Here is a 20,905-nt window from a genome sequence, read left to right as displayed (position 1 = left end):
ACGATGAAAAAGAACCATCCGGGAGGAATTCGAAGTGGTTGCTGCACTTAAGGAATCGTTGCTCGACGAGTCGAAGCGCGATGTTCTGCTGCCCGACGTTCTGGCATTGATCGACGCCGAGGTCTCGGACAAGAAGGGCGCCAGCGGCCTCGCGGTCAAGGGCGGGTACGGCGCGGTCAAGAAGGTCGGACCGTCGTACATCGAGAAGGCAGTCGAGGCTCTGTGGCCTGATTTCGTCGATCAGCTCGAGCCGTTCTGGCAGTCGTACAACGCTGCCCCGGCTGGCACGTTCGCCGACTACCTCGTCGCGAACTCCGACCAGGTGTCGAACGCACTGCTGTCGGTCACCGATTCGCGTATCGAGGACACCGACAAGAGCGTCGTGAAGAAGTTCTACGGCAGCCTGCGTGGTTCGGCGCAGAAGAATGTCGCCGAGGCGCTGCCGCGTCTGGGCGCGTTGGTCACCAAGTACGCCGGGTAGCAACTTCGTCGCCAGTGGCGTGGAAAAGTGCCATGGGGGGCACTTAACCACGCCACTGGCGTAGAACGCCTGTTCACATGGCCGCGAAGCGGCCCTTCTTCACAGCCTCCACCAGCAGCGCGTGATCGGCCTCGGTCTGGTCGGCGTACAAGCGGGCAAAGCGCGACAGCGCGGTATCGAGCGCATCCGACTCTCCGACGTACCCCGCGATCATCGACGCCCCGGACGTGCGGGCGTGGCCCTTCGCCAACAGCCTGCCCACCACCCCCGCATAGTCCACCAGCGCGGGTGCGTCGATCGACCCCAGATCGATGGTCCCCTTCATGTTCCTGAACTGCCGGACGTAGTACTGCCGGCCGTCGATCGTCGTCCACCCCAGCAACGGATCGCTGACCGTCTGCAGGTCCTGCTGGTATTCGACGACACGCTGCCCCTGATGGGCGTGCCAGGCCGACTCACCGTGAACGTACGGCGCGAGCACAGAGCGACGAGCCTGCTTGAGCTGCAAGAACACGACATCGTCCGGGCTCGACCCTTCCAGCAACGCCACGTACGCACGCAGTCCGACGCTGCCGACGCCGACGACGCGGTGGGCGACGTCGATCAACGTGTACCCACCGAGCACCCGACGCCAGTGCGGGGAAAGCGTCGTCAGATACTCATCGAGCCCCTGGGCCAGAAGTTCGTAGTCGCGCGCTGAAATACGTGTCGTGATCGGTGGCTCCTCGACCAGCCTGCGTTTGCCTTCGTGCTCCTCGGTGAATTGGGGGAGGACGCGGTCGCTGGTTCTTCTGCGAGCCTTTTTCGTCGCGCGTTTGATCTCCTTGCGCAGTGACCCCTCGGTGGCATTGGCCTGCAACTTCTCGGCCGTCAGCCGCTGGAACGAACGCGACATCAGAGGTTGGTCCGCAAGCCGCGACACCTCGATCCTGTACGCCCGAACGCACGCCGCGACAGCTTCCTCGCACTGGGCCTCGGTGCGGCCGTTCTGGCGCCCGGCCACCCAGATGCTCGCGGCGAGGCGTCGTAGATCCCACTCCCATGCGCCGGGGTGAGCCTCGTCGAAATCGTTCAGATCGATCACGAGGTCACGCTCTGGGGATGCGTAGAAGCCGAAGTTTCCGAGGTGCGAGTCACCGCTCACGACGGGAGTGATGCCGGTCGATGGGAGGAGCGCGACGTCGCGGGCCATCACGATCGCGGTACCGCGAAGAAAGCCGTAGGGCGACTCGGCCATCCGTTCGACGCGAACCGGGATCAGCCAGTCGATCCGGCCGTCGTGCGAGAACTCGATCTGACGAATCGGATCGGGTCGGTCCGACGGTGGCGTCCAGTCGCCCATCGATTCACGCGACACCTTCTCGCGCAGGCTCTTACCGAGTTGATAACGCTCGGCCCGAGGAGTGGGTTTGGCACGCAACGTGGCGTAGGACTTGCGATCCACCCCGCCTATCGCGGGTACGACGACATGGCCTGCGCGTGCATCGGGCATACGAAGACCTTATGGCCCCGGCGCGCCCTCACCCCGACCCACGTCGATAGTGCCGCACGATTTTCGTGCCGACCGGCACGGCGAACAACATCATGAACACGCGGATCACCTGTGCGGCGACCACAAAAGTCACGTTGGCACCGGTGGACGCAGCGACGGCAAGGACGGCGTAGACCCCGCCCGGCGTCGTGGCGAGATAGCCCTCGTAGGCGGTGATCGAGGTCGCGTTGGTGAGCCACAAGCCGAGCATCGCGCATCCGACGGTGACGCCGATGATCAGCAGCAGTGCCGTCGGCAGGACGCGCGAGATCGACCGAAGGCTCTCGATCGTGAACCGCATCCCTGCTTGCCAGCCGATACCGATGTAGGCCGCTGCCAGCAGAACCGGTGGGACCCCAGCGCCGAACGAGAATCCGAGCAGATCGACGACGGTCGCAAGAATGAGCGGTCCCAGCAGGCCGGGCGCGGGTAGCTTGATCAACCTCGCGAGCACGTATCCGACCGCAGCGCAGAACGCGACGAAGATCAGGTCGAGGTACCAAGGCGCCCCCGCAGTGACGACGAAGACGGCGTCGGTCCCGCGAGCTGAGAACACCAGGGTCGCGACGAGCGGCATCGTCGTCGTGACCAGCACGACGCGCAGGTACTGCACGACGGCCACGACTCGTTCGTCGCCGCCCAGTTCCTGTGCAATCGCGACGAGGCCCGACGCCCCACCTGCGACGAGTGCAAGCGCACCGGTGAGCGAATCGACGTCCTTCCGAAGTCCGAGCAGCGCCCCTGCGCCGATGGAGAGCACCAGCGTGCCGAGACATGCGAGCACGACGGGCAGCCAGTTGTCGCCGAGCGTGGCGAGTGTGTCGCGCTGCACGAGCGTGCCGATCTCGACACCCAGAACTGCTTGCGAGGCTATGCCCAACCGTTTCGGCAGACCCGAAGCCGGTGCCCATCCTGCGAGCGCGAACACCACGGCGACGAACAGTGCGACGAACAGACCGGGGGACGGAATCGACAGTTGCGCCGCCCCGATCGTCAGAACGACCGTGACGAGGACGAGCGAGAACCAGCGGCTCAAGAAGGGCGGCCGGGGCGATCCAGTAGCCGCACCTCGGGTGGGAGACCCCATTCGTTGCGACCGAGTCGGCTGAGCGGCGCGATCTTTTCGAACGACGGCAAACCGTCGTCGGCGAGAAACTCGGGACGCACGGCCATTGCGACGACGAGACCCATCACGACGAAGGAATTGCCCACCTCGACCACCTGATGCAGAGTTGCCTCGATCGCGATGGGCGAGTCGACCACGCGGGGAGGCGCCACCTTCTCGCTGGGTTCGCTGGCGATCCCCAGTTCCTCGAGTTCGCTGACGCCGTGGTCGTATCCCGCCGACGATTGGTTCACTTGGTCGATCAATGCCGACGTGGCCAGATTGATCACGAATTCACCGGTTGCCTCGATGTTCCGCAGGCTGTCCTTGCGCCCGACGGACGTGAATTGCACGACAGGCGGGGTGGACGAGGACACCGAGAAGAAGCTGTACGGCGCGAGATTGACCACACCGTGTTCGGAAATGGTCGAGACCCAGGCGATGGGACGAGGAACGACGGATGCCGTGAGCAGGGGATAGAAGCCGCCAGGCGGCATCTCGGACGGATCGAAGACAGTACGCACACCTCTATGGTGTCAAACAGATCACCAGCAGGCCGGATAGGGCATTCGGCGCGGGCTCTGACAATCTGGAGAGGTGAACCCGTCCAGTGCTCAGGCCGCAGCCGTCGTCGACGAACTCGTCCGCGGTGGTGTTCGAGACGTCGTGCTCTGTCCCGGCTCGCGGAACGCGCCTCTCGCATTCGCACTGCAGGAGGCCGACGTGGCGGGCCGCCTGCGGCTCCACATGCGGATCGACGAGCGGACCGCAGGATTTCTTGCCATCGGCTTGATTCTCGGCGGCGGACGACGACCGGTGCCGATCGTCATGACCTCGGGTACAGCTGTCGCGAACCTCGGACCCGCAGTGCTGGAGGCCAACTACGCGCGCATACCGCTGATCGTGCTGAGCGCGAACCGTCCGTACGAGATGCTCGGAACCGGGGCCAACCAGACCGTCGAGCAGCTCGGACTGTTCGGGAGCCAGGTCCGCGCGACCATCAGTCTCGGCCTCGCCGAGGACGGCGACGGACAGAACAGCCAGTGGCGCAGCGCAGTCTGCCGGGTGCTCGCGGCAGCACGCGGAACCCGCTCGGGCAACGCCGGGCCCGTCCACTTCGACCTCCCCTTGCGTGAACCGCTGGTTCCCGACCTGTCCGACGCCACCCCGCCGCCTCAGGGACGCCCCGCCGACGCACCGTGGACGACGACGCAGCAAGCAACGCTCGACGTGCCCGTCGACATCGACTTGACGATCGACACCGTCGTCGTATCGGGCCACGGCGCCGCGCTTCGCCCCGAACTCGCAGGCCTCCCCACCGTCGCCGAGCCGACAGCTCCGCTGCACGGTGCTCCTCTCCATCCGCTGGCGCTGTCTCAACTGAAACCGCGTCAGGCGATCATCACCGGTCGTCCGACGCTGCACCGTCCGGTATCGGCACTGCTCGCAGACCCGGCCGTCGACGTGTTCGCACTCACCACGGGTCCACGTTGGCCCGACGTGTCCGGCAACGTGCTGGCGACGGGGACGAGGGCCGTGACGTCGGGGACTCCGCGCCCCGAATGGATCGCACGCTGCGCCGACCTGTCTTCGAGAGCCGACCTCGCCGTGCGCGATCAGTTGGCCGCGCACCCCAAGTCGACGGGACTTCACGTAGCGGCGATAGTCATGGCCGCGCTACGTGACGGTGACCAGCTCCTGCTCGGGGCGTCGAACCCGGTACGTGATGCCGCGCTCGTCAGCTATCCGGCGTCGGGGGTCAGTGTGCTGTCCAACCGCGGCGTCGCAGGCATCGACGGCACAGTGTCGACCGCGGTCGGCGCCGCGCTTGCACGCGAGGGACGGACCATCGCTCTTCTCGGAGATCTGACCTTCCTGCACGACGCGTCAGGACTGCTCATCGGCACGGGCGAGCCTCGTCCGACCGACTTGACGATCGTCGTCGCCAACGACGACGGCGGCGGAATCTTCGAGTTGCTGGAGCAAGGCGACCCGCAGTACGCAGGCGCATTCGAGCGAGTTTTCGGAACGCCGCACGGGATGGATCTCGCAGCCCTGTGCGCGGCTTATCGCATCGCACATCGCAGCGTCGACGTCACGGAACTTGCTGCCGCTCTGAACGGTAGTGCGGAACACGGTCGTTCCGCAGGCTCCACTCCTGCCGAACACGGTCATTCCGCAGGCTCCACTCCTGCCGGAATCGGTCATTCCGCAAGCTCCACTCCTGCCGAACACGGTCATTCCGCAGGCTCCACTCCTGCCGGAATCAGAGTGCTGGAAGTGACGACGGAACGCGCAGGCCTGCGCGAATTGCATGCGGGAATTCGCGCGCGGCTCTAGCTTTCTTTCGGGGGGTCGGGTGTTTCTTCCTGCGCCTCGGCCCATTCGACCGTCTCTCGTGTTTCTTGGTCGACCATGTCGCGGATCATGTCGTTGATCAGCGATTCGATCTTGCCGCCGATCAGCGGGATCTTGACGGTCGACTTACCGCGCACGGTCAGGATGGAACCTTCGCCGTCGGGCCGAAGTGCGAGGGTGCCCTCGACCTTCGCGGGCAAGGACGACGAGCCACCGGACAGGGTGCCGTCGGCGATATCGCCCTCGAGCGGCCCCCAATGGTCCGTGCGGGTGATGAGGAGCTTGCCCTTGATGACCTTCTTGACGAAGCCCGGCAGCTCGGAAGTACCGACTTCCTCGGAGATGTCGACGGTGAACGAACCGTCCTCGTGCGTGATCAGCTCGTAGCCCTCGGTCTTCTGTGCCTTCTCGAACCGCGCGAGCCACTGATCCTCACTGGTCAGCGCCTCGTGGACGTCGGCGGGAGTGTGCTCTGAGTTGATCGTGAACTCGAAGTCGCGAGACATGCCAGCAGACGCTACCGGAGTACTGCGCCTGCGGCCGCACAGTAACGTCTATTCGCGTGAGCACCCCGAAAGTCCGGCGTCGAGCGAGAATCTCCGTCCTGATCGTGGCGACCGGAATTTCGGTTCTGTCTTTCCTGTTGGTGGTCGCTGCCTGGCAGAACGACCGAACCATCGCCTCCGACGAGGGCAGGGCGACGGCCGAGGTTCTCTCGGCCGGAAAGCTGCGGTCGGCGATCAGCTTCGTCACCCCGGACGGTGTCACGCACAACCCGCAACTCGGGGTTCTCTATCCCACCAACCTCGTTGCGGGTCAGCGCATCGACGTCGAGTACTCGAAGGAAGATCCTGATCTCGTTCGGGTGTCCGGCCGCAACGCCAGCGTCGCGCTGATTCCTGCCGCGTCGGTCATCGTCGTCACGTGGTTGATCGCCACGCCTGTTCTCCTTGTGTCGAAGCGTCGGGAACGGCAAGGTGTTTCCAGTGGCTAAGTACTGGGTGATCGCGGCCGTCGCGGGTGGATGCGCGTTCTTGCTCGTCATGAACTTCGACACTGCGTTCGTCCTCGGAGTCGTCGCCGTCGGAGTGTTGTGGGGTTGGGCGATGACGACGACCCTCCTGTTTCCTCGGTCCGGTACCGACGCGTCCTCACGTGTGCGCGCCGAGGAGTTGTCCGTGCCCTTGATCTACTGGCGTCCCGGCTGCGTGTTCTGCATGCGTATGCGCACGATCCTGTTCTTGCGACGAACGAAAGCAGTGTGGGTGAACATCCGCGTCGACGACGCGGCGGCCGCGCGGGTTCGATCGGTCAACGACGGAAACGAAACGGTCCCGACGGTGTTTCTGGGTGCCGAACACCGGACCAACCCAAGTCCGTCGTGGGTGGCTGCGCAGAGCAGCCAGAACCATTAGCGTGAACTTCGCCCGCCCGTAACGTTGGCGCTGCCGGGTGGCCCGAAGAGCTGCGCACACTGAGGATCGTGCGAGTAGCCATCGTTGCGGAATCGTTCCTACCCAACATGAACGGCGTCACGAACTCGGTGCTTCGAGTTCTAGAGCATCTCGAACGAACCGGCCACGACGCCATGGTCGTTGCCCCGGACAACCCGTCGGGCAGACCGAGGGCCGACGTCGAACACGGCCGGATCCCGGTGCATCGCGTACCGGCGGTCATGGTGCCGAAGGTCAGTTCGCTGCCGGTCGGTGTGCCGGGTCCTGGCCTGACTGCGACTCTGCGTGACTTCGCGCCCGACGTGGTGCATTTGGCGTCGCCCTTCCTTCTCGGTGCAGGCGGTCTTGCCGCTGCCAACCGCCTCGGTGTGCCGGCCATCGCGGTCTACCAGACCGACGTCGCAGGCTTCGCGGAGAGCTACGGGCTCGGTCTGACATCTCGCGCCGCGTGGCGATGGACTCGTCGCGTGCATCGTGGTGCTGCCCGGACGCTCGCACCCTCGTCCTCCGCGGTCGAGGCACTCGAATCGCACGGCGTTCCCCGCGTCCATCGGTGGGCGAGGGGGGTCGACGCCACACGGTTCGCACCCTCGTCGCGTCGGGACGCTCTGCGCGGTGCATGGACTCCGGACGGGAAACTGATCGTTGGATTCGTCGGGCGGCTCGCCCCGGAGAAGCACGTCGAGCGGCTCGCCGTGATTGCGAACGACCCCGGCATTCAGCTCGTCGTCGTCGGCGGCGGACCGGACCGCGACGCGCTCGAGAAGCTGATGCCGTCGGCGATCTTCACCGGTCAACTCGGCGGAGAAGAACTGGCCCAGGCTTACGCGAGCTTCGATGTGTTCGTTCACCCCGGCGAGCACGAAACGTTCTGCCAAGCGGTCCAGGAAGCACTTGCCAGCGGAGTTCCCGTCATCGGACCCGACGCCGGTGGCCCACGCGACCTGATCTCGCACTGCCGAAACGGATACCTGCTGCCGGTCGACCGATTCGCAGAACTGCTGCCGAGCGCCGTCGCAGCGCTGGCGTCACCGGTGATGCGCGCTCGATTCGGTGAGGCGGCTCGCAAGTCGGTACTCCATCGCACCTGGCCCGCCATCTGCGACGAACTTCTCGTGCACTACGGCGACGTCCTCGGCCTGGATCGGCAGCGGGCGCTCGAAAGTGCATGAAGCGTCCCTCTCGCGGGGACGGCTAAGCTCGAACCGTGGCTACAAGTTCGCGTGCAACGCTCGAGAAGGAACCGCATGAGGTCGCGTCGATGTTCGACGGCGTGGCCCGTCGGTACGACCTGACCAACACGGTTCTGTCGTTCGGCCAGGACAGGAGTTGGCGCAAGCTCACCCGTCGAGCGCTGAACCTGAAGCCGGGGGAGAGGGTTCTCGACCTCGCTGCAGGTACCGGAGTGTCTACCGTCGAGCTCGCGCGCAGCGGCGCGTGGTGCGTCGCCGCCGACTTCTCGAAAGGCATGCTGCAGGCCGGATCGGATCGAGACGTACCGATGGTTGCCGGGGATGCCATGCATCTCCCGTTTGCGGACGCGAGCTTCGATGCGGCCACGATCTCATTCGGGCTGCGCAACGTCTCCGATTTTCAGGCGGGTCTGCGCGAGATCGCCCGCGTAACGAAGCCCGGCGGCAGGCTCGTCGTGTGCGAATTCTCGACGCCCGTGTTCACCCCGTTCCGGACGGTGTACATGGAGTATCTGATGAAAGCGCTTCCCGCAGTCGCACGCGCGGTGTCGAGCAATCCCGACGCGTACGTCTACCTCGCCGAGTCCATCCGCGCATGGCCCAACCAGGAACAGCTGGCCTCCACCATCGCCGACAACGGCTGGTCGAATGTGAAGTGGCGCAACCTGTCCGGCGGAATTGTCGCTTTGCATGCCGCTACCCGCCCGTGAGTGCGTAGTTACGTCCCTATGTCACTACGCGCGCACGGGCGGCGGCGCCGCCTCAGCTGAACGGTGGCCGAGTATCGATCCTCAGTGACGCGCTACCCGACGCCCTCCACGCCCGTGCGACCAGGTCGGAGTCGGCCTCGGTGACGAGGTTGCCCATGACGCGCACCGCCACGGTCATCAGTGCACGCGATCGCATTCCGATCGGTCCACTTGCGGGCAAGAATCTCGGCACGGTCAGAAGGGCGGCGAGGCGTCGGGCAATGGAGAACGCCTGGCCGTAGTGCTCGCGCAACAGGGTAGGCCAGGCGTCGGTGAGATCGGTCTCGTCGAGCATGTCGGCGATCATCCGGCCACCTTCGAGGCCGTAGTCGATACCTTCGCCGTTGAGCGGATTCACGCACGCGGCGGCGTCGCCGATGATTGCCCAGTTCTTACCCGCCACGTTCGACACAGCACCGCCCATCGGCAACAACGCCGACGCCACCGCACGAAGGTCACCTGCGAGTGACCAGTCCTCGCGTCGCTGCGAGGTGTACAAGTCGAGCAACGGCCGAAGTGCGCCTGGCCCGGGCCGTTTCGCCGTCGCCAACGTCCCGACGCCGATGTTGACCTCACCGGTGCCGAGCGGGAAGATCCAGCCGTACCCCGGTTGAACGACTCCTGCTGCGTCACGAAGTTCGAGGTGCGATGAGATCCATGGATCGTTCGAGCGATCGGAGCTGATGTACGCACGGGCGGCGACCCCGAACGTGGTGTCCCGGTGCCATTCTCGGCCCAGCTTCTTGCCGAGCGTCGACCTGACACCATCGGCGACGATCAACCGGTTGCACGCGATCTCGCGTCCGTCCTCGAAGACGACCGACTTGACCGCAGTTCCGTCCATGGTTGCGCCGGTGGCCTTTGCGCCCTCCAGCATGGTTGCGCCGGAATCGACTGCCGCGATGCGTATTCGGTCGTCGAGCTCGGTCCGCGGAACAGCGCTGCCCACTGCGGGCAACGATCCGCCCGGCCATTCGAGTTGCAGTTCCTGACCGAAGCCCGAGAGTCGGAGTCCACGATTCTCGGCGCGGCCGCGGACCCACTCGCCGATGCCGAGGCGATCGAGTTCGGCTATTGCGCGCGGCGTGAGGCCGTCGCCGCACGTCTTGTCGCGGGGGAACGTCGCGGCATCGGCGAGTACCACGTCTCTACCCGCGCGCGCTGCCCATGCCGCGGCGGCCGAACCGGCCGGGCCTGCACCGATGACCAGAACGTCGGTGGATCGCGGTGTTGTCACTTCTCGAGTATTGCAGTGCAGAGTCGAACGACGCACAGTCCAGGGGCGTGGTCTACGGCACCTTCCGGCGCTGCCACACTCTAGGTTCACTACGGTGGTAGCGGGTACTTCCCAGAAAAGATGCGAATCGCCGATGACGACGACGACAGGACAAACAATCGTGAGCACAGACGACACGGCCGGTACGACGGTTGTCGCCGGGGTGGATCTCGTCGATCCGGAGCTTGCACGAACCGTTGCCGCCGGGCTCGAGGACGTCGAGAAATTGATGATCGCCGAGCTGTCGGACGGTGAGGACTTTCTCACCGAGGCTGCGCTGCATCTGGCGAAAGCAGGAGGTAAGCGATTCCGGCCGTTGTTCACTGTCCTGACCGGTCAGCTCGGACCGAATCCGACCGACGCGTCCATCGTGACGGCAGCGACCGTTGTCGAACTCGTCCACCTCGCGACGCTGTACCACGACGACGTCATGGACGAGGCGTCCATGAGAAGGGGCGCGGAGTCGGCGAATGCCCGTTGGGGAAACAGCATCGCTATCCTGGCCGGCGACTACCTCTTCGCGCATGCGTCGCGGTTGGTGTCGACGCTCGGACCCGAGGCTGTCCGCATCATTGCCGAAACGTTCGCGGAGCTGGTCACCGGCCAGATGCGCGAGACCATCGGAGTGAAGAAGGACGAGGACCCCGTCGCGCACTACCTGCGCGTCGTATGGGAGAAGACGGGCTCGCTGATCGCCGCGTGTGGCCGATTCGGTGGAACGTTCTCCGGCGGAGACGCCGATCACGTCGCATCGCTGGAGCGCTTGGGTGACGCAGTGGGTACCGCTTTCCAGATCTCCGACGACATCATCGACATCTCGTCGGCATCGGAGCAGTCCGGCAAGACGCCGGGGACCGACCTTCGTGAAGGTGTGCACACGTTGCCCGTTCTTTTCGCGCTGCGCGAGGAGGGTCCCGACGGTGATCGCCTGCGGATTCTGCTCGACGGTCCGGTCACCGAGGACGCTGCCGTCGCCGAAGCGCTCGAGTTGCTCGGGCGATCGCCCGGTATGACCAAGGCCAAAGCCACTCTGGCCGAGTTCGCCGACAAGGCGCATGCCGAACTTGCGACGCTTCCGCAAGGTGAAGCCAACGATGCGCTCGGTCGTCTCGTCGACTACACGGTCGAGCGGGTGGGCTGACCAAAGCACCGACGGGAACCTTGTCGGGTGCCGCGCTCGTTCACCCTTTCGAGAGATGAAGAATTCTTCGGAAGAGGCGACCAATGAGTTACGCGAACGGCGCAAAGACATTCGGCTTGTTGGTAGGGATGTCGGCGCTCATCGTCTTCATCGGGTCACTGTTCAACAGCGGGGCGATCCTGTGGCTGTCGGTGGCGCTCGCGGTCGGTGTGAACGGGTACGCCTACTTCAACAGCGCCAAGTTGGCGTTGCGCTCGATGCACGCCCAGCCGGTCACCGAGGTAGAGGCTCCCGCGATGTACCGCATCGTTCGCGAGCTGGCCACCACAGCGCACCAGCCGATGCCTGCGCTGTACATCAGTCCAACCAACAGCCCCAATGCCTTTGCCACCGGTCGCAATCCGCGAAACGCAGCCGTGTGCTGCACAACAGGAATTCTGCAGATACTCGACGAGCGCGAACTGCGAGCCGTCCTCGGGCACGAGCTGTCGCACGTCTACAACCGCGACATTCTGATCTCGTCCGTCGCAGGCGCCATGGCTGCCGTCATCTCCGGTTTGGCCAACTTCGCGATGTTCGCGTCCATGTTCGGTGGGCGTGGCAACGGCGGGGCCAATCCGTTTGCGCTTCTGTTGGTTTCGCTCCTCGGGCCCATTGCGGCGACCGTCGTCAAACTTGCGGTGTCGCGCTCTCGTGAGTATCAGGCCGACCAATCGGGTGCGGAACTGACGGGTGACCCGTTGGCGTTGGCGTCGGCGCTCCGCAAGCTGGAGAGGGGCGTTCAGGCGGCCCCGTTGCCCCCTGAGCCACGCATCGCGGCGGAATCGCACATGATGATCGCCAGCCCGTTTCGTGCGGGGGAGAAGGTCAGCAGGATGTTCGCCACGCACCCGCCGATGGCGGATCGAATCGAACGGCTCGAACGGATGGCCCGCGGGGAGTAGGCGGCCTCCGGCCGCATGTGAACAGAAATGCATAGCGGCGGGAGCGCAGCCTGCGGAGTGACTCGAAGGCACTGTGTATTTCTGTTCACATGCGCGTAGCGCCTACCGGTAGTTGACGAACTGCAGCGCGAGTCCGAAGTCCTCGGACTTGAGCAGCTGTTGGACGGCCTGGAGGTCGTCGCGCTTCTTGCTGCTGATGCGAAGTTCGTCACCCTGGATCTGCGCCTTGACGCCCTTGGGGCCGTCGTCGCGAATCTTCTTGGTGAGCTTTTTTGCGTTCTCGGTGGAGATGCCCTGGACGAGCTTGCCGGTGACCTTGTAGACCTTGCCGGACGCGGCGGGATCGTTGGTCTCGAAGGCTTTCAACGAGACGTCGCGACGGATCAGCTTCTCCTTGAAGACGTCCAGAGCGGCCTTCACCTTCTCTTCGCTTTCGGAGGTGATGACGATCACCTCAGCGTCTCCGCTGCCGGACCACTCGATCACGGTGCCGGACCCGCGGAAGTCGAACCGGGTCGACAGCTCCTTCGCGGCCTGTCCCAGAGCGTTGTCCACCTCCTGGCGGTCGACCTTGCTCACCACGTCGAAGGAAGAATCAGCCACTTGCAACTCCTGTAGGTCGAATCGATCGGTACGTGCGTCGGTACCCGACGTTAGCCCGTTCGCACCCCGGCTATCCACCCGGTTTGCGTTGAAGGGGCACGTTCGTTGTATTCTTCTCACCGCGCCGAAGAGAGCTGATCTTTTCGGGTGCAGCACGGCAGATTGCCCGAGCGGCCAATGGGAGCGGACTGTAAATCCGTCGGCTTATGCCTACGTAGGTTCGAATCCTACATCTGCCACACAGAACCCCCAGCGAGACGAAATTCTCGCTGGGGTTTCTTCTGTGAAGAGGAACCGCACGAAGTGCGCTGAGCATGCAATTTGGTACTCGGCGCTCGGACTGTGTAACCTCTTGAAGGCTTCGGAGCACGGTTAGTTCGTGCCCCAGAGCAACGCCCCCTTAGCTCAGTCGGTAGAGCGTTTCCATGGTAAGGAAAAGGTCAACGGTTCGATTCCGTTAGGGGGCTCGCTGGATTGGATGGTTCGCGTCCACACCCTTGTTAGTGAGAAGGTGTAGGGGTGAGCACCTGAGGCGGTGTAGCTCAGTTGGTAGAGCAAACGACTCATAATCGTTGCGTCGCCGGTTCAAGTCCGGTCACCGCTACACAAGTAAAATGCACAGTCCTGATTAACCGGATCAGATTTACCCGAAAGTAGGCATCCCGTGGCCTCCTCCACCGATGTGCGGCCCAAGATCACCTTGGCCTGCGAGGTTTGCAAGCACCGTAACTACATCACGAAGAAGAACCGCCGCAACGATCCCGACCGCCTCGAGCTGAAGAAGTTCTGCTCGAACTGCGGCACGCATCGCGCGCACCGCGAGTCTCGCTAGTCGCGGGCCTTTTCGGCTGCTGGTTTCTCGAACGGAGTCGACGCCACGCGTTAGGCTTACTTTTCTTGCCCTAACAGCATTTGCGTCCTGGGTAGAAAAGGTTCACTTACAGCGTGACTGAGTCAACGCAGGATCCGGAGCTTACGCAAGATCCGGCTAGACATGCGGCCGCGATGGTGGGCCACCACTACAAGGTGGACCACCCATACGAGGTCGGTCGCGAGAAGGTTCGTGAGTACGCGCGCGCCGTCCAGGACTGGCATCCAGCTCATCACGACGAGGATGCAGCCAAGAGTCTCGGCTACGACGGACTGCTCGCACCGCTGACGTTCATCTCGTTGGTCGGCATCATCGCGCAGTCTCGCATGTTCAAGGAGTTCATCGCCGGGTACGACCCGAGTCAGATTCTGCAGACGGATCAGCGTTTGCAGTTTCACAAGGCGATCTCGGTCGGCGACGAGCTGTCCTGCGAGGTGTTTCTCGAATCGTTCCGTCAGATGAGTGGTAGTGACATCATCACCACCAAGAACATCGTGACCGATCAGAACGGTGAGCTGGTTCAGACGACCTGGACCACCCTCGTTGCGCGCACCGGTGGCGAAGTGGATGAGAACATCGCTCACGCAGTCAAGGACGTGATCATGCATGGCGCTTCGTAATTTCGCGGACGTCTCCGTCGGAGAAGAGCTTCCCGAGCGCGTGGTCAAGCTGACCCGCGGTGACCTGGTCAACTACGCGGGCGTCTCCGGCGATCCCAACCCGATTCACTGGAGCGACGAGGTCGTCAAGCTCGCCGGGCTCGACAACGTCATCGCGCACGGCATGCTGACGATGGGCCTCGGTGCCGGATTCGTGACGTCTTGGCTGGGCGACCCAGGCGCGGTCACCGAATACAACGTCCGTTTCACCAGTTCCGTGTACGTACCCGCCGACTCGGCCGCGTCCGTGGAGTACACGGGCAAGGTCAAGTCGGTGGACCCGGACTCCAAGTCTGCGGTCATCGCCATCACTGCCAAGTCCGAAGGCAAGAAGATTTTCGGTCGCGCCACAGCCACCGTCCGCCTGGCTTGATCGGATTTCAGGGTTCCACATCCCGTGCAGTACACTCAGACTTCTGGGGTTGTTCAGCGCTGCGCGCTGCGTAATCGCAGAACGGCTCGATCCGGATTCGGATTCAGCCGAAGGGGCGTAGCTCAATTGGTAGAGCAACGGTCTCCAAAACCGTAGGTTGCAGGTTCAAGTCCTGTCGCCCCTGCCCATGTGGCTCCCTCATCGCGGTGACGATGAGGGCAGCGACGGTGTCAGCTACTGAGAGGAACGACGGGTGACCGAGGAGCGCGGTAAGCGCGACGACCAGTCGGAGGACTTGTCGACGCCGAACTCGGCGACGCCCGACGGTGCAGACTCCGCAGGCTCTGCCGCGGCGAGGCCCACCGGCAAGAAGGCCGCCCGTCGGACTCGTACGGCGGGGGATTCGGCCGAGAAGGTGTCGATCACCAAATCTCCGTCGGCCAGGACATCGGTTGCGACACGTGAGAAAGCCCGTGAGCCCAAACGTCCGAACATCTTCAAGCGTCTGATCCAGTTCCTGCGTGAGGTCATCGCGGAGCTGCGCAAGGTCATCTGGCCCAACCGTAAGCAGATGATCACCTACACCAGCGTGGTACTCGTGTTCGTGGCGTTCATGGTCGCGTTCATCAGTGGTCTCGACCTGGGATTCACGCAAGGCATCGAGTGGCTGTTCGGTTGATGCCGAGACAACCGAGTCCGACGGTCCGTAAGACATGCACGAAACGACAGAAAGGGTGCCTGCTGTGAGCACGCCGCACAACGACGCCACCGAAGTGGCCGCATTCGACGCCGATGTCGAGGCGACCAAACAGGGCCTCGAGGCGGAGCAGGCCGCTCAGGACCGCGAGACGGACGAGGCCATTGCGGCAGACGTCGCCGCTCAGGCAGTCATCGAAGACGATTCCGACGTTGTCGTCGACGAGACAGCCGACGTCTCCGCTGAGCCGGAAGATCCCGTCGCCGAGATGAAGGCAGCGCTCCGCCGCGCCCCGGGCGACTGGTACGTCATCCACTCGTATGCAGGTTACGAGAACAAGGTGAAAGCCAACCTCGAAACTCGCGTTCAGAACCTCGACGTCGGTGACTACATCTTCCAGGTCGAGGTACCGACCGAAGAGGTCACCGAGATCAAGAACGGCCAGCGCAAGCAGGTCAACCGGAAGGTCCTCCCCGGCTACATCCTGGTCCGCATGGAACTGAACGACGAGTCCTGGGGCGCCGTCCGCAACACCCCCGGTGTCACTGGCTTCGTCGGCGCCACATCGCGTCCGTCTCCGCTCACGATCAACGAGGTCGTCAAGTTCCTGCTTCCGCAGGAGGGCACGAAGAAGGACGCGAAAGCCACAGGAGCCAACGACGCAACGTCGACGGAGTCCTCGTCGAAGCCGACCATCGAGGTCGACTTCGAGGTCGGCGAGTCGGTCACCGTCATGGACGGTCCGTTCGCGACCCTTCCGGCCAGCATCAGCGAGGTCAACGCCGAGCAGCAGAAGCTCAAGGTGTTGGTATCGATCTTCGGCCGTGAAACTCCGGTCGAACTGGGCTTCACGCAGGTCGCCAAGATTTAGTCGGCGCTGCTCGAGCAAGCCCGCCAAGAACTTGCAGTAGTAACCGCAAGAAACCCGAGCGAATACAAGGAAAAAGAAATGCCCCCGAAGAAGAAGAAGCTAGCCGGGATCATCAAGCTTCAGATCCAGGCTGGAGCGGCAAACCCCGCTCCTCCCGTCGGCCCCGCACTGGGTCAGCACGGCGTCAACATCATGGAGTTCTGCAAGGCGTACAACGCAGCGACCGAGTCGCAGCGCGGAAACGTCGTGCCGGTCGAGATCTCGGTCTACGAGGACCGCACGTTCGACTTCAAGCTGAAGACTCCTCCCGCTGCCAAGCTGCTGCTCAAGGCTGCCGGCGTTGCCAAGGGCTCGGGCGAGCCGCACAAGACCAAGGTCGCCAAAGTGACCATGGATCAGGTGCGCGAGATCGCCAAGACCAAGGCCGAAGACCTCAACGCCAACGACATCGATCAGGCCGCGAAGATCATCGCCGGCACTGCTCGCTCGATGGGCATCACGGTCGAAGGCTGATTAAGCCTTCACCCCGCAGGAACGCAGCCCGCGGAGCGACTAGAAGACACAGCAACACGTGGGAGGGCCTGCCAGGCCTGCAAACCACACTGAACTCATGATTGGACAGTAAGAAATGGCAAAGCGCAGCAAGGCCTACCTCGAGCAGGCCGCAAAGGTGAATGCAGACAACCTGTACTCGCCGCTCGAAGCAGCAAAGTTGGCCAAGGACACCGCGTCGAGCAAGTTCGACGCAACCGTCGAGGTCGCCGTTCGTCTCGGCGTCGACCCTCGCAAGGCCGACCAGATGGTGCGTGGCACCGTCAACCTTCCCCACGGCACCGGCAAGACCGCTCGGGTCATCGTTTTCGCCGCTGGTGAGAAGGCTGCTGAAGCAGAGGCAGCAGGAGCCGACGTCGTCGGTGCAGAAGATCTGATCGAGCGCATCCAGGGCGGATTCCTGGACTTCGACGCTGCGATCGCCACCCCGGACCAGATGGCAAAGGTCGGCCGCATCGCCCGCGTCCTCGGACCGCGTGGCCTGATGCCGAACCCGAAGACGGGCACGGTCACCAACGATGTGACCAAGGCTGTCAACGACATCAAGGGCGGCAAGATCAACTTCCGCGTCGACAAGCAGTCGAACCTGCACTTCGTCATCGGCAAGGCGTCGTTCGACGACACCAAGCTGGTGGAGAACTACGGCGCAGCTCTCGACGAGATCCTTCGCGCGAAGCCGTCTTCGGCAAAGGGCCGCTACGTCAAGAAGGTCACCGTCTCGACGACCACCGGACCGGGAATCCCCGTCGACCCGGCTCGTACGCGCAACCTCCTCGAGCTCGACGAGGCGTAAGTCTTCTCGAACCGAAAAAGGCCGGCACTCCATTCGGGGTGTCGGCCTTTTCGTGCGTTAGGAGAGCTCCGCGGGGTGACCGAAAGAGACATTCGCTCACTCTGAGTGACCGAATGAGACATTCGCTCACTGTGAGTGACCGAATGAGACATTCGCTCACTGTGAGTGACCGAATGAGACATTGGCTCACTGTGAGTGACCGAATGAGACATTGGCTCACTGTGAGTGACCGAATGAGACATTGGCTCACTGTGAGTGACCGAATGAGACATTCGCTCACTGTGAGTGACCGAATGAGACATTCGCTCACTGTGAGTGACCGAAACAGACATTCGGTGCACCCCGAATGGTCCGAGTTTCACACCCGACCGAAGTTCGACGCCAACTCCCCAAGGATCTGGTCCCACAGCGGGCGGGGCAGGTCGTGGCCCATACCGTCGATGAGGTGCAGGGCCGAGCCCTTGACAGCTCGTGCGACGGCTCTGCCTCCGCTGGGTCGCATGAGGCGGTCAGCGAGTCCGTGGATCACTACCGTCGGTACGGCTATCTGCGCCGCGATACGACGAAGACTTCCGGTGCCCGTGACGGCGGCCATCTGACGTAGCGACCCGGCTGGGTTGTAGTTGCGGTCGTACATTTCACCTGCGGTGACGAGTAGTTCTTCCATCGGTGTGGGATAGGCAGGGCTCCCGATGATGCGTCGAGTATTGGCCGCATGCGCCACGATCTGTTCGCGGGTGGCACCTGGCCCCGGGCCTTTCATCAGCGGTAGAAGTGTGCGCGGATCCGGTGGGGGAAGGAACGCCTCGTTGGTGCTGGAGAAGATGATCGCTGCGCTGAGTACGCGTTCGGGGTACAGCCCGGCGAATACCTGAGCGATCATGCCTCCCATCGATGCACCGATGACGTGTACCTGCGGAATTTCGAGGTAGTCGAGCAGACCCTTGGTGTCGAGAGCCATGTCTTTCAACGTGTACGGAACCTTGCTCGACGCTCCGAGCTCGGTGCGCAGCAGTCGGAGCAGAGCTGAACCTTCGATCCGCTGGCCGTCCATCTTGGTGGACAGGCCGATGTCGCGGTTGTCGAAACGGATGACCCGGAAACCTTGCTCGACGATCCGCTCGCAGAATTGTCGTGGCCACAGCGTCATCTGTGCGCTCAGCCCCATGATCATCAAGACGACGGGATCGTCGGGGTCGCCCATGTCCTCGTAGGCGAGTTCGATCTCGTTGGACGGCGCGAATCCTGTGCGCGACTGCATGGGTCTCCTTCACCAGCCCGGCTCGCCGAGCAGCGGCACGACGAGATAGCTGGGGTGGTCCGGGTCGATGGTGATGTCTTGTTTGCGTCCGTGAGTCCGGAGCAGGTCGGGGAGGATGGGCATGAAGCGAGGTGCGTCGACGGCGAAGACGTCGACACGGAGGCGGTGTCCTTCTGCCACGACGGCTTCGGTGGTGAGTAGGTCGATGTCCAGTTCGATGTGTTCACCGACTGGGACGGGTAGCAGTGATTGCTCGGTGAGTGGGTGATACGGACGGGTGTAGTCACCGTTCGGCGCGAAGAGGGACAGTTCGTCGTCGACGGCTCTTCTCGATGCGAGGAGTGCACCGTTCGTCAACACGGTGGATCTGCCGTTCGGGTCGACATCGCACACCATGACTGCCCACAGGGCCTCGGGCGCATGGCACACGACCCGAAGGTGAAGGTTCATCGGCCCCGAGATCACAGTGTCCTCGGCTGCAATCCCGGTGGTGAACGTGACTGCACCCTTCTCCGCGAAACGGTTGTCGTAGGTGAAGCCGCCGCCCAGAACTGCCGTCACACCCGCCAGAACCTGAGTGGTGTCGCGCGATACCACCGCGCGCAGCGAAGGCCCGACGGAGAGGACCCCGTGCGAGAAGTCGGTATCGCCGACGAGGCTTCCGTCTCCGGAGGCATGCGGTGCTGTGCCCGACGTACCAGCGGACAGGTACAGCCTCGTGGGCTGCGCGTGCGGGGCAGGGAACCGGCCGTGGGCAGTCCAACCACCACCCTGGCTACGGAGGGTGACGGGGCCGAACTGTTCGATGCCGTTGTCCTCGTCACGCAGCCACCGGTCGAACCAGGCGCGCTCAAGCACATCGAGTCGCGGTGGGAACCCGGGTCTGCCGAAACCGATCCCGGGGTTGCAGTGATACCCGTCGCCGACGAGAAGTTGTTTGCGCCCACGTTCGAGCGCGAGCCTGTTGTAGATGTCGGGAGCGGACCCGCCGAAGATGTCGTGCCAGCATCCGTACACGAACGTCGGGATGTCGATTTGTTCGATATCGGCGTCGATCGTTTCGTAGTACGGGTCGTCGTAGATCCTGGTGTCGCCGCCGGTGATGAATCCCTTGGCCAAGTCGAGGAGATTGGTCGCGGGGGAGGAGAGTCGGGCGCGTAGCCACGCCGAGAGATCCAGATCCCGTACCGCCGGAACCCATTTGAGAGTGTTCACTGCTGTCAACCAGAGCGGGATGAATGCGGACGGAGCCCCGCCCGTCGCAAAGATCTCTCGGACGATGTCCACCGACCCCTCGACGGCGAAGATTGCTTCGAGTCCGGCGGGCCGTTTGGTTGCGGCCTGCAGTGCGTTGATCGCCGAATAGGAGATGCCGGTCATTCCGATTCGGCCGTTGCTCCAGTTCCGAGTGCCGATCCACTCGAGTATTTCCACGGAGTCCTGCTGCTCACGTTCGCCCAGCACGTCCCAGTTTCCGGTGGACGAACCGGTCCCTCTGGCGTCGACGATGATCTGTACGTATCCGCTGCGAATCAGGTTCCGATTCACCGACAGCAGGTCGGCCGCTCCGCCGTCGACGATGCGTGTGATTTCGGTGATGCCGGCGAAAGGGGTGTCGCTGAGATCGAACCGACGTGACAGGCGTCGGATCGCCCATCCGAGTACCGGTGCGTCGAGGATTGTGTCGATCCCCTTGATCAGCTCCTTGTTGTACGGGGTGATGTTGAGGACGGTCGGGAAAGCGGTAGGAACGGCATGCCCCGTGTCGTCAGCGGGCCGAAAGACGTAGGCGCGGAGAACAGCGCCGTCGCTCATGGGGATGGCCACGTTGGACGACGTCGCGATGCGGGGATAACGCGGGGTGTCCTCGACGAGTCTGCGCCACGCTGCTGCCGCGTCGCCGCCGCTCGGGTCCCGAAGTCGACCGGGCCGAGAGGGGTCCGGCCGCAGTAGTGGGCGCGGCTGCGCAGCAGTCATGCACCTGATTGAACAG

The 20,905-nt window shown here is 63.6% G+C and carries 23 protein-coding genes and 4 tRNA genes; 19 read left to right on the top strand and 8 right to left on the bottom strand.

The window, feature by feature from the left end:
- Window positions 1–34 precede the first annotated feature (34 nt).
- On the top strand, window positions 35–481 hold the full coding sequence (locus tag D8W71_RS24955) for a DUF6918 family protein (RefSeq protein ID WP_121117552.1): 447 nt from the start codon (window positions 35–37) through the stop codon (window positions 479–481).
- 73 nt (window positions 482–554) lie between these two features.
- On the opposite strand, the gene D8W71_RS24950 is transcribed toward D8W71_RS24955, so the two are convergent.
- From D8W71_RS24950 to D8W71_RS24940, 3 genes are read right to left on the bottom strand one after another with little or no spacing between them, the layout of a single operon-like run.
- The gene (locus tag D8W71_RS24950) at window positions 555–1,973 is read right to left on the bottom strand and encodes a DUF2252 domain-containing protein (protein WP_121117550.1); all 1,419 of its coding nucleotides are present in this window, start codon (window positions 1,971–1,973) and stop codon (window positions 555–557) included.
- 28 nt (window positions 1,974–2,001) lie between these two features.
- On the bottom strand, window positions 2,002–3,048 hold the full coding sequence (locus tag D8W71_RS24945; RefSeq protein ID WP_236077602.1) for an AbrB family transcriptional regulator: 1,047 nt from the start codon (window positions 3,046–3,048) through the stop codon (window positions 2,002–2,004).
- Window positions 3,045–3,641, bottom strand: coding sequence for a flavin reductase family protein (locus D8W71_RS24940; RefSeq protein ID WP_121117546.1), 597 nt, complete (start codon window positions 3,639–3,641; stop codon window positions 3,045–3,047). Before D8W71_RS24940 ends, D8W71_RS24945 begins: the two co-directional genes overlap by 4 nt.
- A gap of 73 nt (window positions 3,642–3,714) precedes the next feature.
- On the opposite strand from D8W71_RS24940, the gene menD reads away from it, so the two are divergent.
- The gene (gene menD, locus D8W71_RS24935) at window positions 3,715–5,457 is read left to right on the top strand and encodes a 2-succinyl-5-enolpyruvyl-6-hydroxy-3-cyclohexene-1-carboxylic-acid synthase (RefSeq protein WP_121117544.1); all 1,743 of its coding nucleotides are present in this window, start codon (window positions 3,715–3,717) and stop codon (window positions 5,455–5,457) included.
- Here the strand turns inward: menD and D8W71_RS24930 are convergent.
- Window positions 5,454–5,981, bottom strand: coding sequence for a DUF2505 domain-containing protein (locus tag D8W71_RS24930; RefSeq protein ID WP_121117542.1), 528 nt, complete (start codon window positions 5,979–5,981; stop codon window positions 5,454–5,456). The two genes, menD and D8W71_RS24930, sit on opposite strands and share 4 nt — an antisense overlap.
- Before the next feature lie 56 nt (window positions 5,982–6,037).
- Here D8W71_RS24930 and D8W71_RS24925 point away from each other — a divergent pair, with 56 nt between their 5' ends.
- The 4 genes from D8W71_RS24925 (at window position 6,038) to D8W71_RS24910 (ending at window position 8,832) form a co-directional block, all read left to right on the top strand.
- Window positions 6,038–6,469 (top strand): DUF3592 domain-containing protein, encoded by a 432-nt coding sequence (locus tag D8W71_RS24925; protein WP_121117540.1) that lies wholly within the window; start codon window positions 6,038–6,040, stop codon window positions 6,467–6,469.
- Entirely contained in the window at window positions 6,462–6,890 is a 429-nt protein-coding gene (locus D8W71_RS24920) for a glutaredoxin domain-containing protein (protein ID WP_121117538.1), read from the top strand. The genes D8W71_RS24925 and D8W71_RS24920 overlap by 8 nt, the downstream gene beginning before the upstream one ends.
- Before the next feature lie 68 nt (window positions 6,891–6,958).
- On the top strand, window positions 6,959–8,101 hold the full coding sequence (locus tag D8W71_RS24915) for a glycosyltransferase family 4 protein (RefSeq protein ID WP_201265187.1): 1,143 nt from the start codon (window positions 6,959–6,961) through the stop codon (window positions 8,099–8,101).
- 35 nt (window positions 8,102–8,136) lie between these two features.
- Window positions 8,137–8,832 (top strand): demethylmenaquinone methyltransferase, encoded by a 696-nt coding sequence (locus tag D8W71_RS24910; protein ID WP_121117536.1) that lies wholly within the window; start codon window positions 8,137–8,139, stop codon window positions 8,830–8,832.
- A gap of 52 nt (window positions 8,833–8,884) precedes the next feature.
- Here D8W71_RS24910 and D8W71_RS24905 read toward each other — a convergent pair whose 3' ends face one another.
- The gene (locus tag D8W71_RS24905; protein WP_121117534.1) at window positions 8,885–10,108 is read right to left on the bottom strand and encodes a geranylgeranyl reductase family protein; all 1,224 of its coding nucleotides are present in this window, start codon (window positions 10,106–10,108) and stop codon (window positions 8,885–8,887) included.
- A 133-nt stretch (window positions 10,109–10,241) separates the two neighbouring features.
- On the opposite strand from D8W71_RS24905, the gene D8W71_RS24900 reads away from it, so the two are divergent.
- Both D8W71_RS24900 and htpX read left to right on the top strand, forming a co-directional pair.
- Window positions 10,242–11,288 carry a polyprenyl synthetase family protein gene (locus D8W71_RS24900; RefSeq protein ID WP_121117532.1) on the top strand — a complete coding sequence of 349 codons (1,047 nt, stop codon included), beginning with the start codon at window positions 10,242–10,244 and terminating at the stop codon, window positions 11,286–11,288.
- Between the two features lie 83 nt (window positions 11,289–11,371).
- Window positions 11,372–12,232, top strand: a complete 861-nt coding sequence (gene htpX, locus D8W71_RS24895) for a zinc metalloprotease HtpX (RefSeq protein WP_121117530.1) — start codon at window positions 11,372–11,374, stop codon at window positions 12,230–12,232.
- A 102-nt stretch (window positions 12,233–12,334) separates the two neighbouring features.
- Here the strand turns inward: htpX and D8W71_RS24890 are convergent, their stop codons facing one another.
- The gene (locus tag D8W71_RS24890) at window positions 12,335–12,835 is read right to left on the bottom strand and encodes a YajQ family cyclic di-GMP-binding protein (RefSeq protein WP_121119874.1); all 501 of its coding nucleotides are present in this window, start codon (window positions 12,833–12,835) and stop codon (window positions 12,335–12,337) included.
- A gap of 156 nt (window positions 12,836–12,991) precedes the next feature.
- Between D8W71_RS24890 and D8W71_RS24885 the strand changes: the two genes are divergently transcribed.
- The 11 genes from D8W71_RS24885 to rplA all read left to right on the top strand — a co-directional run bounded on the left by D8W71_RS24885 (window position 12,992) and on the right by rplA (window position 17,651).
- A tRNA-Tyr gene (locus D8W71_RS24885) sits at window positions 12,992–13,074 on the top strand.
- A 155-nt stretch (window positions 13,075–13,229) separates the two neighbouring features.
- Window positions 13,230–13,302 (top strand) — tRNA-Thr (locus tag D8W71_RS24880).
- 64 nt (window positions 13,303–13,366) lie between these two features.
- Window positions 13,367–13,439, top strand: a tRNA-Met gene (locus tag D8W71_RS24875).
- A 60-nt stretch (window positions 13,440–13,499) separates the two neighbouring features.
- On the top strand, window positions 13,500–13,667 hold the full coding sequence (gene rpmG / locus D8W71_RS24870; RefSeq protein WP_019666436.1) for a 50S ribosomal protein L33: 168 nt from the start codon (window positions 13,500–13,502) through the stop codon (window positions 13,665–13,667).
- Window positions 13,668–13,840: 173 nt separating this feature from the next.
- Window positions 13,841–14,326, top strand: coding sequence for a (3R)-hydroxyacyl-ACP dehydratase subunit HadA (gene hadA, locus D8W71_RS24865; RefSeq protein ID WP_201265455.1), 486 nt, complete (start codon window positions 13,841–13,843; stop codon window positions 14,324–14,326).
- A complete protein-coding gene (hadB, locus tag D8W71_RS24860) occupies window positions 14,313–14,738 on the top strand; it encodes a (3R)-hydroxyacyl-ACP dehydratase subunit HadB (protein ID WP_121117526.1) in 426 nt (141 codons plus the stop codon). Before hadA ends, hadB begins: the two co-directional genes overlap by 14 nt.
- Before the next feature lie 111 nt (window positions 14,739–14,849).
- A tRNA-Trp gene (locus tag D8W71_RS24855) sits at window positions 14,850–14,922 on the top strand.
- Between the two features lie 69 nt (window positions 14,923–14,991).
- Window positions 14,992–15,417, top strand: a complete 426-nt coding sequence (secE, locus tag D8W71_RS24850; RefSeq protein ID WP_121117524.1) for a preprotein translocase subunit SecE — start codon at window positions 14,992–14,994, stop codon at window positions 15,415–15,417.
- 64 nt (window positions 15,418–15,481) lie between these two features.
- Complete coding sequence (gene nusG, locus D8W71_RS24845; RefSeq protein ID WP_121117522.1) at window positions 15,482–16,306, top strand: transcription termination/antitermination protein NusG; 825 nt, start codon at window positions 15,482–15,484, stop codon at window positions 16,304–16,306.
- A gap of 78 nt (window positions 16,307–16,384) precedes the next feature.
- A complete protein-coding gene (rplK, locus tag D8W71_RS24840) occupies window positions 16,385–16,819 on the top strand; it encodes a 50S ribosomal protein L11 (protein WP_075839252.1) in 435 nt (144 codons plus the stop codon).
- 115 nt (window positions 16,820–16,934) lie between these two features.
- Window positions 16,935–17,651, top strand: coding sequence for a 50S ribosomal protein L1 (gene rplA / locus D8W71_RS24835; protein ID WP_121117520.1), 717 nt, complete (start codon window positions 16,935–16,937; stop codon window positions 17,649–17,651).
- A 358-nt stretch (window positions 17,652–18,009) separates the two neighbouring features.
- Here rplA and D8W71_RS24830 read toward each other — a convergent pair whose 3' ends face one another.
- Both D8W71_RS24830 and D8W71_RS24825 read right to left on the bottom strand, forming a co-directional pair.
- Window positions 18,010–18,912, bottom strand: coding sequence for an alpha/beta fold hydrolase (locus tag D8W71_RS24830; RefSeq protein WP_121117518.1), 903 nt, complete (start codon window positions 18,910–18,912; stop codon window positions 18,010–18,012).
- 9 nt (window positions 18,913–18,921) lie between these two features.
- Window positions 18,922–20,889 (bottom strand): CocE/NonD family hydrolase, encoded by a 1,968-nt coding sequence (locus tag D8W71_RS24825; protein WP_121117516.1) that lies wholly within the window; start codon window positions 20,887–20,889, stop codon window positions 18,922–18,924.
- Between the last annotated feature and the right edge of the window lie 16 nt (window positions 20,890–20,905).

The organism is Rhodococcus sp. P1Y (assembly GCF_003641205.1).
In the GTDB taxonomy this organism is placed as follows: domain Bacteria; phylum Actinomycetota; class Actinomycetes; order Mycobacteriales; family Mycobacteriaceae; genus Rhodococcoides.
The sequence above is the reverse complement of the archived record's forward strand: the minus strand, read 5'-3'. Positions and strand labels throughout refer to the sequence as shown.

Bases quoted from the DNA above. Each gene is read 5' to 3' on its own strand.
- rplA (WP_121117520.1), top strand. From the start codon at position 16,935: ATGGCAAAGCGCAGCAAGGCCTACCTCGAGCAGGCCGCAAAGGTGAAT.
- D8W71_RS24900 (WP_121117532.1), top strand. From the start codon at position 10,242: ATGACGACGACGACAGGACAAACAATCGTGAGCACAGACGACACGGCC.
- D8W71_RS24930 (WP_121117542.1), bottom strand. From the start codon at position 5,981: ATGTCTCGCGACTTCGAGTTCACGATCAACTCAGAGCACACTCCCGCC.
- D8W71_RS24825 (WP_121117516.1), bottom strand. From the start codon at position 20,889: ATGACTGCTGCGCAGCCGCGCCCACTACTGCGGCCGGACCCCTCTCGG.
- htpX (WP_121117530.1), top strand. From the start codon at position 11,372: ATGAGTTACGCGAACGGCGCAAAGACATTCGGCTTGTTGGTAGGGATG.
- D8W71_RS24830 (WP_121117518.1), bottom strand. From the start codon at position 18,912: ATGCAGTCGCGCACAGGATTCGCGCCGTCCAACGAGATCGAACTCGCC.
- hadA (WP_201265455.1), top strand. From the start codon at position 13,841: ATGGTGGGCCACCACTACAAGGTGGACCACCCATACGAGGTCGGTCGC.
- rplK (WP_075839252.1), top strand. From the start codon at position 16,385: ATGCCCCCGAAGAAGAAGAAGCTAGCCGGGATCATCAAGCTTCAGATC.
- D8W71_RS24950 (WP_121117550.1), bottom strand. From the start codon at position 1,973: ATGCCCGATGCACGCGCAGGCCATGTCGTCGTACCCGCGATAGGCGGG.
- hadB (WP_121117526.1), top strand. From the start codon at position 14,313: ATGGCGCTTCGTAATTTCGCGGACGTCTCCGTCGGAGAAGAGCTTCCC.